General features: G+C 64.4%; 9 protein-coding genes and 1 pseudogene. 3 read left to right on the forward strand and 7 right to left on the reverse strand.

Annotated elements, in window-relative coordinates; genetic code table 11:
- Positions 1 to 114 precede the first annotated feature (114 nt).
- Positions 115 to 283, forward strand: a pseudogene (locus AB0C34_RS12275) (VOC family protein); the annotation flags it as partial.
- A 210-nt stretch (positions 284 to 493) separates the two neighbouring features.
- Here AB0C34_RS12275 and AB0C34_RS12280 read toward each other — a convergent pair.
- The 4 genes from AB0C34_RS12280 to AB0C34_RS12295 are packed head-to-tail and all read right to left on the reverse strand — an operon-like array spanning position 494 to position 3,530.
- The gene (locus tag AB0C34_RS12280; RefSeq protein WP_357070406.1) at positions 494 to 1,339 is read right to left on the reverse strand and encodes an ESX secretion-associated protein EspG; all 846 of its coding nucleotides are present in this window, start codon (positions 1,337 to 1,339) and stop codon (positions 494 to 496) included.
- Positions 1,266 to 2,564 carry a hypothetical protein gene (locus AB0C34_RS12285; protein WP_357070408.1) on the reverse strand — a complete coding sequence of 433 codons (1,299 nt, stop codon included), beginning with the start codon at positions 2,562 to 2,564 and terminating at the stop codon, positions 1,266 to 1,268. The genes AB0C34_RS12280 and AB0C34_RS12285 overlap by 74 nt, the downstream gene beginning before the upstream one ends.
- Complete coding sequence (locus tag AB0C34_RS12290) at positions 2,561 to 2,941, reverse strand: hypothetical protein (RefSeq protein WP_357070410.1); 381 nt, start codon at positions 2,939 to 2,941, stop codon at positions 2,561 to 2,563. The genes AB0C34_RS12285 and AB0C34_RS12290 overlap by 4 nt, the downstream gene beginning before the upstream one ends.
- A 10-nt stretch (positions 2,942 to 2,951) precedes the next feature.
- The gene (locus AB0C34_RS12295) at positions 2,952 to 3,530 is read right to left on the reverse strand and encodes a DUF3558 domain-containing protein (RefSeq protein WP_357070412.1); all 579 of its coding nucleotides are present in this window, start codon (positions 3,528 to 3,530) and stop codon (positions 2,952 to 2,954) included.
- Between the two features lie 1,404 nt (positions 3,531 to 4,934).
- Between AB0C34_RS12295 and AB0C34_RS12300 the strand changes: the two genes are divergently transcribed.
- Entirely contained in the window at positions 4,935 to 6,950 is a 2,016-nt protein-coding gene (locus AB0C34_RS12300) for a polyprenyl synthetase family protein (protein ID WP_357070414.1), read from the forward strand.
- A gap of 159 nt (positions 6,951 to 7,109) precedes the next feature.
- Here the strand turns inward: AB0C34_RS12300 and AB0C34_RS12305 are convergent, their stop codons facing one another.
- Positions 7,110 to 7,997, reverse strand: coding sequence for an RNA polymerase sigma-70 factor (locus AB0C34_RS12305; RefSeq protein WP_357070416.1), 888 nt, complete (start codon positions 7,995 to 7,997; stop codon positions 7,110 to 7,112).
- 178 nt (positions 7,998 to 8,175) lie between these two features.
- Between AB0C34_RS12305 and AB0C34_RS12310 the strand changes: the two genes are divergently transcribed.
- Positions 8,176 to 8,658 (forward strand): carboxymuconolactone decarboxylase family protein, encoded by a 483-nt coding sequence (locus AB0C34_RS12310; RefSeq protein ID WP_357070418.1) that lies wholly within the window; start codon positions 8,176 to 8,178, stop codon positions 8,656 to 8,658.
- Between the two features lie 130 nt (positions 8,659 to 8,788).
- Here AB0C34_RS12310 and AB0C34_RS12315 read toward each other — a convergent pair whose 3' ends face one another.
- Positions 8,789 to 9,676: a hypothetical protein gene (locus AB0C34_RS12315; protein WP_357070420.1), complete on the reverse strand. Its 888-nt coding sequence runs from the start codon at positions 9,674 to 9,676 to the stop codon at positions 8,789 to 8,791.
- A gap of 397 nt (positions 9,677 to 10,073) precedes the next feature.
- On the reverse strand, positions 10,074 to 11,633 hold the full coding sequence (locus AB0C34_RS12320) for a GMC family oxidoreductase N-terminal domain-containing protein (protein ID WP_357070421.1): 1,560 nt from the start codon (positions 11,631 to 11,633) through the stop codon (positions 10,074 to 10,076).
- Positions 11,634 to 12,664 lie beyond the last annotated feature (1,031 nt).

Raw genomic sequence — 12,664 nt, forward strand, 5'->3', positions numbered from 1 at the left:
ACACGGCAAGGGCGTCGCGGTGAGCGGTACGGCCGATACGCGCTGTCGACCCGCCGAGTTGCCAGCGACCGCACCGGGGTGTCGCACGCGTGGTGTTGATCCTGACAGGCGAAGCATGTGAACTTCGGTTTGTGCGAGCCGCGCCGATTAGGGCATGTGGGGTACGCGGCTCGACGAACTGGGTATCGAGCACAGCGGCATTGTGGACGCGCGCTACGGCTCAGCAAGGAACTTCCGTGACCCGGATGGCATCGCACTCGAGTTCTTCGCGCCGCGTTCGTGAGGGGCGTCGTAGCAGCTGGTCGAGGCGGTTTCGGGCGATGTGGCCTGGAGGTGGCAGAGGGGCTGTGGCACAGAACTGGTCCACTACTAGAAACCATTGGGGAGACCTGATGTGGACCTACGAGCCGACAGTCCTGCCGCCCGGCTGGTGACGTAGTGCCACGGTTGATCGGCTGGTGCACCGCAACCTGCCGCGGCAGTGGACCGTTCGCTATCGCTGGGAGCGCAGGTATTCGTCATGCTCGCGGTCTTCGCGATAGTAGCGCTGAGTCAGGACGGTGAGGCGCTGTATTTCGGCCGCCATGACAGTGGATTGCATGGGTTTGGCGATGATGGGGTCGCCGGTTTTCACGTAGTAGCGGCCGTCCACGTAGTCCATCCACCAGAAGCCGCGCCCGAAGCCGGGACGAGCGTCGACGGCAGAGCCCGCGAACACGGTGATTTCGCCGAGGGCGAGGCGTTCGCGCTTGAAGATCTGGTCCAGCTGCGCGACGACGCCGATCTCGTACGGTCGGTGGATGTGACGTTCACGATCGGCGGTCACTTCCGCCCGTCGAACTTCGATCGGGGGATGAGTGCCGGCCGGCGCCTTGGGCAGGGCGGCAGCCGCATGTTCGGCGACTTCACTTGCAGTGCAACATCTTACGATCACATCACCGCCGGTGTCCGACGCGGTGCCCGGCAGCTGGATCGCGGTGGCGCCGATTCGGCCACGCACCGCCCCGTAAAATCGGAACACGGTCGACATATCCGCGCCGCCCATCGCTTTGGACTCGACGCGGACGTCCGGCTCGAGCAAGACATCGAGCGCCCGCTCCAAGTCGGCAGCGTATCGGCCGAGCAGTGCCGTTACCGCGACCTCACGCTGCCGCTTCAGATCGGCGAAATCCATTTCCTCGGGCCGATATCGAATCGGATACGGTAGCCGGTCGCGCCCGTACGCCGACCACAAGATCTCGAACTCTTGACCGGAGAAACGCCAGTCAGCCATGGTCGCCACCGATGACCGGAGGCACGGTCTTCGGCAACGAGTCCAGACCGGTGACCACCTCGCCATTGTACTGGTTGATCAGGTAATCCTTTGTGCCGGATTCGCCTTCGTCGCCCTTGCCTCGACCGGCCGCACCCGGCGCCGCCATTCCGGGCATCCCCGCGGCACCCGGCCGATTTGCCGCAGTGCTCGCGGCCGTCGCGGCGGGCACCGCACCCGGGTGCAGTGGACCGCCTGGAATGCCGCGGCCTGGTGCGCCGGGCGTATTCGAGGTGCTGGGAATGCCTGGGCGTCCAGGCACGTTCGGATTGCTCCCAGTGGAACGGCCCGGCATCGTCGGGGTCGGGGTCGGGGTCGGGGTCGGGTTGAGGTTCGGACTCGGAGCGTTGATGTTGCTCGGGGTGGTCGGTGTGCCGGGGGTTGTCGGCTGAGCGGTCGTCGGCTGATCCACTGCGGCCGGTGTGACCGATTGCGGTGTTGTCGCGGGGGGAATGCCGGGCTGCGGGCTGTCACTCGGTGGCACGGCGGTCGTCGGCTGCGCGCCCCGCGGCTCGATCTCGCCGGAGTCGGAGACCGGTTGTAGCCCAGTCGAATTCGGTACATCCGGCGAGGTGCCCGCTGGTTGCCCGGGGTCGGCGACGATTTGCGGTGCTGAAGGGAGGACAGGCACCCCGTGGTCGGTCTGATTCGCGACCTGGCCGTATACAGTGCGCAGAATCCGTCGCGCCTCCTGCGTCGCCTCCTCCTCGGTGTAATCGCCCGCCTTCATCACGCCGTCCTTCGGCAGGGTTTTACCGAGTAAGTCGGGGCGTTCGGCAACCTGCGGCATCAACGCCTGCGTCTGATTCAGGCCCGTATGCATCTCGGACAGTTTGAAACTCACCAATGACGCAGACGAAGCGAGAGCCTGCGACTGCTCGCTGTAATGGATGACCGCGTCCTTCGCCGCCTGACCGGACTGCCCGGTCCAGCCACTGTGCATGCCGTCACCGGAGAGGGTGCGAGCGAACTGCTGGTTGAACATCTCGATCGCGCCGGTCAAATTCATCCCAATATTCAGCCAAGCCTCAGACGCCTCCCGAACAGTACCCGGCCGCATCGCATCGACCGCATCAACCATCTGAGCCAGCGTCATGCTGTCGTAGTTGTCCGGGCCGGGAATGCGCGGTAGCTCGAACTCGCCATGGAAGCCCTCGGCCAACCTGGTGGTGAAGTCGTAGATGGTGTCGCGTTCGCGGTTCCACTGCTCCTGCGCGGCGATGATCCTGCTGCGGTAATCGTCGTAGGTCATGGTTGGGTGTCCAGGGCGGTGAATTGGTCGGCGTGTGATTGGTCTTGCTCGGTGAAGTTCGAGATGGACTTGGCGACGACTTCTTTTGCGGTCTTGACCGCATCGATGTGCTTCATCAAGATCGCATCAAGTGACTGATCGGTGCCTGTGGCCTTCCACTTGAACTTCTCTTGCAGGGCTTTTCCTGACGGGAATGGGCCGAAACCATCAACTATCTTCACTCGGTCCGCCAATCTTGAGATTGCGTCGAGCCGATCGAGATAGTCGTCGCACACCTTGTCCAGCCCTTTGCCGATTTCGGGATCCAGTCGTACGTGGCCAGAATTGGCCATGTCGAGAACTTTGCGCCATTCCGTTGGGTCGACACCTACATCCACAGTCCCCTCCTCAACCTTCAGGCAGGTACTTCGACAAATCGCTGGCATGGCGTAGGACCTCTACGCATGGATCGCCCTGCTTGCCGATCGAGTATCGAGTGGCAACGCGAAAGAGAATGGTGCCCTGCGGCGATTCGACCGCAATACTGCATTTAAGTTGCTTTGTGTCGCCAACATCGCGAAACTCGACTGCCTTACGGGCATCAATAGTCTTTACTACGAACGACTCAAAATCTGGACGCTGTTGGACAGCCTGGAGAGTGGGTGTCCCAGAGAAAACTGTCATGTCGTACCAGCGTGTGTCGGCTCGCCAGCCACAGACCTTCCATCCGGTGAAATCAACGCCGGCGACATCCTTCTCTTTGGTAGCCGGATCTAGGCCGGTTCCGGATATCGCAGACTCCGGCAGATCACACGGGTTCCACAGTGCTGCATCAGGATCGGCTGACCTCGTTGCAGCGGATGTTGTGAGCGCATCGGTGGCAATCGGGCTCGCCGCACCATCGGCCGAGTCTTTGCACCCGGTCAGCGCAAGGACAGCGCCGACCGCGAGCGCGGTACCGCGCAGAGTATTCCCCCAGCTCGTCATCGGTTCCTCGCCGCCGGTGCCGTGCCATAACGATGGGGGTCAGACCGGCTTCTCCGCCCCCTGCAAGCTGGTCTCGACGCTACTGGCCGGGTGTCAGCGGTGCAACCATCTCGGCGGGTCCGCACACCTTCTTGTCGCATCCACCGGGATGCGCTTCCGTGACTGCGGGACGGACTCACTGCCGGGTCGCAGGGTCGCCGTGCCGGTGGAGGTTTCGCCCGACTTAGTGAGATGGTGGCTCCGGCGGGCCTCAGAGCAGCCATTTGTGCACCGCCACCGTAGTTTTCGCGGGTGGGCGGTCCGCTGGGGGATCGGTGGTGGAGCGCTGTGAGTTGCCGAGTAGGCGGCGGTGGTCGGGAACTTCGTCTTTATAGTTCGTATCCGAGCCGGTGGGAGTGTCGCCCAACGTAGTGGAATGGTGGTTGCGGGCCGGTTCCGAGCAGCCGTTTCTCTACCGCCGCGGCTTGTGTCGAGGTGGGTGTGTCTAGGGGTAGGTGGCGGAGCGCTGTGGGTTGCCAGGTGAGTGGTGGTGGCTGGTCGTTACATTGTCTTTCAGGCTTTCGTGTCCGAGCCGGCAGGAGTGTCGCGCAACGTAGTGGAATGGTGGCTGCGGGAGGGTTCTGAGCAGACATTTCTCTACCGCCGCAGGGGTTGTCGAGGGTGGGTGCGCAGGTGCGCCGGTGGAGGAGCGCTGTCGGTTGCCCAGCGTCCGAGGCGCCGCACCCGGTTGTTGGCCAGGCGCGAAGTGGTCACGCACTGCGCGAGAATCTCTAACCGTCTGTCTCACAGATTGTTTCGATGGATCGGCATCGCCTGGACCGATCGACGGCGGTCCGGTCGAATACGCATTAATCGTGGACCCGTAACTGTCTGTCTCACAGCTATCTCGATGGAGCTGCCATGACGGCGCGAGTCGATCGCTCCGGGGAGACCGCACCGACAGTCGATCAGGGGGAGAAGCGCACGCTAGGTGCGTCCCCGTGAGTTTCTGTCTCACAGAATTTCCCGGTGCAGGGCGTAAGGTCGCCGTACTCGAGCCTGTGTCGGCTAGGCCACAGACCGACTGTCCCTCTCTGCCGTCACTTCAAACTCACTGTGCACGCGGCCGTCGCCGCTCGTTGCGCTTGGGGCAAGGCTTCTGGCAGATGGACTACGTGGCCGGCCGGCTGTGCCGCCGGCCGGCGCGGAGAGATCGATGACGTGCTCGCGGCGGTCGTCGCCTCCGAAGCGGTGGGCGTGACACCGAAAAGGTACCGGCGTTCCCGGGGATGCTGCCGAGACACCATCGCCGCGAGTGCGCCGCGCATTAAATTTGTTCGATACCACCATCTTCCGCGCGCATTGGTGTCAAATCTCCTTGAGCGACGGTGCAGTTGACCGATGTCACCAGTCAGGAGTTTGTGCGTGCCCCGTGAATTCGATTCCGCCGTCTTCCCGCATCTGGATGCGGACCTGGACCGCGTCCGTGAACTTCTCGGACCCATACGGTTCGAAGGCAGGCCAGAACTGACCGCCCTCACCGACGAAGGACCCGACACTTCGCGTCGGCTGGTCCGCCCCACGCTGACACTGCTGTCGTACTATCTGCTCACCGATCCCGCAGCCCCAGCCGACGACCGGGCTGTCCGGGCGGGCGCCGCCGTGGAATTGCTGCATCTGGGCTCGCTCTACCACGACGACGTGATCGATCACGCCTACCAGCGGCGCGGCCGTCCCAGCGCCAACGCGGTGTGGGGTCCGAATCTGGCGGTGCTGGGCGGCGACTCCGTGACCTCCGCCGGCACTCGTATGCTGGCCGAACTCGGCATGCGTGAAGTGCTCGCCGGGACTACCACGAGTGAGCAGATGTGCGCGGGGATGGTGATCGAGGCCGCCGACCGGTATGTGGTCTCCCGCAGCGAGCAGGCCTATTTGGACGCGATCGACGGCAAAACGGCGGCGCTGCTCGCACTGGCATGCCGGGTCGGCGCGATGCAGGCAGGACGGGAAGGCGATCAGGAACACGAGGCTTTGGCCCGGTTCGGCCGACACCTGGGCCTGGCCTACCAGCTGTATGACGACATCCTCGATTTGACCTCGACCGCTGAGGAAATGGGCAAACCGGTCAACTCGGATCTGCCCGAGGGCATTTACACACTTCCGGTGATCCGAGCGGCCGCCCGCGATCATGAACTCGGTCGGCTGCTGCGCAGCGGCATGACGCGGGAGCAAGCGGTCCGTGCGCGTGAACTCGTCATCGCCTCCGGCGCCGTGGTCGAAGCACAAGCGGTGGCCGATGAATTCATGGACCAGGCCGCCGGTCAGCTCGCCGTGGTGGCGGCCGACCCACGTGCTCGCCATGCGATGACCTCTTATGCTCGGTCCATTCTCGACCGGCGGACTCCGGCGCCCGCGGCTCGCCCGCCTTCGACGCAGCCACTCGGAGTCCACGGTGAGGCGTTCTCCCAGGAGGCGATGTCCTGGGTGCGGGGCTGGATGGCCGATACCGGCCTCGTCGTCTCGCTTGCCGAGGCGGACCACCACCGGTGGGTGGGTGCCTTGCGGATCCCGGCGCCGCAACTCGTGGCGCCAGCGGACGCGGCCCGAGAACAGACCGCCTGCGCCCTGCTGGTGCTGCTCGCCGTCTGGGATGACCTTTTCGAGGATCCGCGACTGGAGGATCCGCAGGCTGTCACCGCGCTGCGGCGGGGGCTGGTGGCAACCTTGCGCCAAGACCCGCGGGCGCCGTCGCGGCCCGGCGCGATCCCGACAGCATGGGCGAGTTTGTGGCCGCGTCTGCGCGAGGGCCGCAGCACTCGCTGGCAGGAGCGGTTCCTCGACAACCTCCAGGAGTGGTTCGAAGCCTGCGAGCGCGAGGCCCACCATCGCATCAACGGTTTTGTGCCCGCTGTCGCCGACTACTTGCCATTACGGAAGTCGACCGGGGCGTGGGACATCGGCCTCGCCGCCCTGGAGGTCCATCAGCATCGGGAGCTGCCGTCGAAACTGCGCAGCCACCCCGTGATCCGACGGCTCGAGGAGCTGCTCTTCGCCATGGCGTGCGCGGCCAACGACTTGGTGGGTTTGGCTCGAGACGAGGCCGATCGGGTCCCGTACAACCTGGTCAGGGCGATCCGGCAGGAGACGGGGTGTACCCGCGGCGAAGCCGTCGAGCAGGTGAACCGCCAGATTGCCGAGCAACTCGCCCAGGTCGACGCGGTGACCCGCTATCTCCCTGCGCTGTTCCGCATGATTCCGGGCCTGTCGGGGCAAGGAAAGAACGAGTACGAGTTGATCTACTCGAGCTTGACGCGCTGGGCGCTGCGGGCGAATGACGGTGAGCGATATACCCGAACCTCGTCCGCCGTACCGCCGGACTTGGAACGCTTGCGCCGCGAGATCTACCGCCCGGCCGCCGACCCAGCTCCCGCCGCACCATGAACTCGCAACCATTGCGCGGTGGGCATCGGGCACTGAAACCGCGCATCGTCGGCGAGTGCGATAAGCATGGTCGGGATCCGGCGGAAGCGAACCGATCGGTCGGACCGAATGTCCGGCTCCGGGTATCCGCTCGGTGAAGTCGCCCCTGACGGGTCCGGATCACCGGCTCACCGTGGTCTCTTCCCCGACCCGCGACAGCTTTTCGGGGTTGCGCACGACGTAGAGGCCGGTGATCAGGCCGTCGTCGATTCGCACCGCGACGACGTCGTCGATCTCGCCGTTGATGCGGACGATCAGTGCGGGGCAGCCGTTGATCTGTACCGGCTCGGTCGATACCGTGCCGTCGATCCTGGGCAGGCCGGCGGCCAGCAGGCGTCCCACCCGGTCGGCCCCCACAATGGGCCGCGGGACCGCCTGCACGACTCCGCCGCCGTCCCCCAGGAGAACGACATCCGGTGCGAGCAGGTCGAGCAAGCTCTGTAGATCGCCCGTTTCGATCGCTTGTCGAAATGCCTCCAGCGCGTCTCGGGATTGCGCCGGCGAAACGACTCCGCGCGGTCGGCGCGCGGCCACGTGCAGCCGTGCTCGGTGCGCGATCTGGCGAACGGCGGCCGGGCTCTTGTCGACCGCCTGCGCGATCTCCGCGTATTCCAGATCGAACACTTCACGCAGCACGAACACCGCCCGTTCGGTCGGTGCGAGCGTCTCCAGCACCAGCATCATCGCCATCGAGACGCTGTCGGCCAACTCGACATCGTCGGCCACGTCGGGCGAGGTCAGCAGGGGCTCGGGCAACCATGGTCCGACGTAGGACTCCTTGCGCCGGCTGAGGGTGCGCAGCCGGCTCAGCGCCTGGCGAGTGGTGATCCGGGCCAGGTACGCGCGCTGATCGTGCACCGTGTCGAGATCGACACCCACCCAGCGCAGCCAGGTCTCCTGCAGAACGTCCTCCGCGTCGGCGGCCGAGCCCAGCATCTCGTAGGCGACGGTGAAAAGGAGATTGCGGTGGGTGACAAACGCCGCGGTCGCGGGATCCTTCTCGCTCATCGGTGGCTCCCATCTGGTCGTTCCCACGCTGCCATGCACAAGACGCCGGGACCATCGGCTTTGTGACACTCACGATCGGTGGCGCACGTCACACCCGGTCCCGCTGTCACAAACGCACCATCACCGGCATCCCATGTTCGTCCACCGCTATCCGCACAACACGAGTGAGGACGACATCATGACTGCCCGATTCAACATGTTCGACAACGAGATCGCGACGAAGTTCGCCAAGCGGTTCGCCGCCGCCAGCCTGGTGATCGACGGATCACCGCTACCGAAGACCACCCGGGAGCTGGTCAGCATCCGGGCCAGCCAGATCAACGGTTGCGGTTTCTGCACCGACATGCACACCAAGGACGCCGCGGCCGCCGGAGCGACGCCGGTCCGGCTCCATCTGGTCGCCACCTGGCGCGAAGCGACTGTGTTCACCGCGGCCGAGCGGGCCGCGCTGGCACTCGCCGAGGAGGGTACCCGCCTCGCCGACGCCCACACCGGCGTGTCCGACGACACCTGGGCCCAGGTGTGCGAGCACTACGACGACGATCAGATCGCGGCGTTGATCTGCCTGGTCGCCTTGGTGAACGCGGCCAACCGGTTGGGCGTGATCACGCGCAACCCGGCGGGTTCCTACGAGCCCGGAATGCTCGCCTCGTTCAGCTGATCGGCGGGCGAACCCTGGCCAGCCCAGGACCATTCGATCCGGGCCGGGCTCGCGCGGGGACTCTCGAGCGTGCCCGAATCGCGACCCGTCGATGGGTGCTGGGTAATCGTGCACCGAGCGTTCGGGTCGATCATCGACTGTGACGGGTCGCGATCCGGTGGTGTGACGCGGACGGGTGTTCGGCGTGCTCTGGTGAAAGTCGCGTGAGGTCGCCGGCGCAGGCGCACTTGGTTGCGGTGTCGGGGTTCTGGGCCGACCGTGCCGTGGCGAAGTGCCATCGTCGGCGAACAGGACTGGTCATGCGCCCGCGAATCCATTGTGCGACAGCGGCCACGGCCGACACCACCGACAGCGCGCCGGCGAGCCACGCCGACGTGGTGAGGCTGGCGGTGGAGTAGGTCACCGGCCGTAGTCCCGGGATCGGGAAGGCGCCGTTGCCGGCGGCCCAGCGGATAGCCAGCCCGATCTGAGTGCCCATATCCCGATGGGATCCGGGCGTGACCATCGCCCGGATCTCTTCCAATTTGCTGTTCATGTGAACCACGGCGGTGACTGTGAACGCCGCGATGGCCAGCGCGGAACCCACCGCCACATGGGCAAGCACCGCAGTGCGTGCTCGAAGATTCAGCAGCACGGTGCAGAGGGTGACGATGATGGCGACGCAGGCGAGCACAGCCCATGTGCCCTCGACTTTCGCGGCGGGTGGTGGCGATCCCGACCAGATACTCGTGAGGTTGGAGCTGATTTGGAAACCCCCGAAAGCGTCGGCGAGGATCTTGCCGTCATTGGCGGAACCAACAGCCCACGGCTTGAATAGTAGGAACAGTGTGATGATGCTCCCGACTGCGGCGCACAGATAACCCACGTTGCCGCGCAGCGGGCCCGGCAGCGGCCGGGGTGCGGTCAGGACTTTCGCGACTTTGCCCCGCCGTCGCGGGGACACACCTGCTACCTGGCTGAGTGGGCCGGACAGTGACTGTCGAATTCTGCCTGCTTGCCAGGGAGTTGGCTGCACCATCGTCGCAGCGTAGGCACCGGAAGGCGGAAGTATTTCGGTCCTTAACGGTACCTTTTCGGTTCTTGACCATTTTTGACGGGACGTTGATGGGAGCGCGGGCATTCCAGCCGGCGATCCGATTTCGGTCACCCCCGTGGCCTTCTGACGACCGACCGCGACCGACCAGGTCCAGCAGCAGCATGTGGACGTCATCGACCGTCATGGTGGTGTAGCGGTTGCGCCGCTGCGCTGAAGACGGTATCGACTTCTCGCGTCACCCACGCGGTGCTGAAGTCGACGGAGTCCAACACTCGAGGCCAACCTATAACTGGCGTTCAACTGGCCTTATGGCGTCGATCGAGGTCATTCGACGGCGGTCGGAGCCGCAACGAGGTCGGGCACGGGAACACCGGGTGGGCTACAGCGCGTACTCGGATCTCAAGATGTCGGCAGCGCGTTCGCCGATCACCACGCAGGAAGCCATCGAGTTGCCGGTTGGCACGCGGGGCATGATCGAGCCATCCGCGATTCGAATTCCCTCCAGCCCATACACTTTCAGCTTCGAGTCGACGACGGACATCGGATCGCGGCCCATCTTGGCGGTGCACGTCTGATGGAAGTAGTCCATGGCCGCGTCCCGGACGAACCGCTCTAGGTCCTCGTCGCTGAGGTTTCCCGGCATGACTTCGCGTGTGAAATAGGGACGCAGCGGGCCGACATCGGCGATCTCGCGGCAGATCCGTACCCCCGCGACAGCGGCTTTCACGTCGTCGGGGTGCGTCAACATGTTCGCCTCGATCTGTACCGGATCCATCGGATCGCGGCCGGTCAGCGTGACCCGACCACGGCTGTGTGGGCGCACCAAACCCATGCACATCGTGAATCCGGCCGTCGGCAGCGTATACCTGCCGGCGTTCTCGGGGCTGCAAACCAGGGACTCGACCAGGCAGATTTGCACATCGGGGGTGTCGATGTCTGCTCGGCTCTTCCAGAAGAAGGTGGCTTCGCCGCCGTTGTTGTGCACGTTGACGAGGTCGGGGTCTGCTGGGTATTGCCACACGAGGTCGATCCGCGGATGGTCCTGGAAATTCTGTCCAACACCCGGCAGATGCTGCATGACCGGAATCTCCTGGCTGCGCAGCTGGGCCTGATCCCCTATCCCGGAGTACATCAGTACCTTTGGGGTGTTGATCGCTCCCAGGGATAGCACCACCTCGGCGCGAGCCCGGGCGCGGTACTCGGTGCCGTTCTGGCGGAATTCCACGCCGGTCACCCGGTGGCCTTCGATCACCAGACGACTGACCATCGCGCTGGTGAGTACAGTCAGGTTGGGCTGTCGCAAGATCGGCTCGACATAACCGCGATAGACCGAGTGCCGTAGTCCGGCCCGCATGATCAGATCGAACATCGCCGCTCCCGCGTCGTGCTCCATCATCGGGCCGTTGTTGCTGGAGAAGGTAGGAATACCCACCGAGCGGGCAGCATCCACCAGTGCGGGCGCGATGGGATGCGGATCGGAAGCCGGTTCGATCGACATCGGCCCGCCACTGCCGCGGTACTTCGGATCGGGTTCGCCGTGCCAGTCCTCGATCCGCCGATAGATCTCCAATACGGAGTCGTAACCCCACGCATCGTCGCCGGCTTCGGATGCGAAGAAGTCCCAGTCGCGCTGGTGTCCCCGGGCCCAACCCAACACGTTGATGCTCGACCCGCCGCCGAGCACCTTGCCCATCGACAACGGGATCGACCGTTGGTTCACCGCGGGACTGGGCTGGGACTGGAAGCCCCAGTCTCTGCTACTGCCCAAATTGGTAAACCATTGCGCCGGTTCCATCACTTCGGGGATGTCGTCGGTGCCGCCCGCCTCCAGCAGCAGCACCTTCACCTCGGGATGTTCGGCGAGGCGTCGCGCCACAACCGATCCCGAAGAACCGGAACCACAAACTACGAAGTCGTACTCCTGTGCGGTAGCCGACACGCTCTCCACTCCTGTCTCGTCGATCCGATCTGTTGTGCGAATTCGGACATTCGTCGATGGTTGGCCGCTCGCGAGAAGAGCCTTTCGATCGTCGGCGCCGCGCACATGCGGCTCCCCGGAATTCCGGCATCGGCACGTTTGTCGAACGGGTGGTACTACGGGTCGCGGCGAATTGTGGGTTGACGACCCAACTGTGGTCGAAGAGCACGGACATCCAGTCGGCGGCAGTCGCGGCCCGATATCTTGGCGTGACAACAGCGGATTGCCGGCCCGATGGCACTTCGGTTTCACCGTTGCCGGGTGGGTCGAACAACAGCGCATTGTCTTTCGCGGTGACGGAACAGAGGCGCCCCATGCGCATCCGTCATGAAAGAGTTCTCCTGATCTCATCACCGAACGGGACTGCGCGGCCGGTAATGCTCCGCACCTGCACCGTCACAGTCAGCTTAACGAAAGGCGCCACATTGTCGATCGACGTGTCTACAAATGAGAAAGTTTCACCCGCCGGCTTTCGCTGCCTGTGAGCAAACGACGCCGAGTGCTGATCGTCCGACAACCGATATGCCCGGCCGCGACTCGCGGATCTGTGGGCTGTGCCTACCTACCGCGACGTTCGTGTTCCTGCTTCTCGGCTCGGGAGCGAGCGTGATGCTCAAACCACGGGAACATGCTGCGGCCGGAGCGAGTCATAAGACCGATTCGGTTGTCAGCGCAGGCGCAGACGATGATGCCTGTTCCATGTCAGATACCGGCGGGCGTGCTCGGAGGGATTCCGAATCCGGATTCCCGTTCACTCACGTCGCGACGAGGTCGAACGTGTGTCTCGAGCCGGCGAGCGAGGCGCAGACGCGTGCGATGTTGTCATGCGCGGAATATCTTGTACCGCTTCATCATTCGGTGCGAGATATCGGTGATGTGGGTCGGTGAGTGAACCCGGTACGCGCCGAGTGGTGAGATCGGTGTGGCTTCGGTCCGTTGGCACTCTGCTTTGAAATCTTTCTTCGAAAGCGATGTGGTCCAGCTCCGCGTAT

Source organism: Nocardia sp. NPDC049220, from assembly GCF_040647855.1.
GTDB lineage: Bacteria > Actinomycetota > Actinomycetes > Mycobacteriales > Mycobacteriaceae > Nocardia.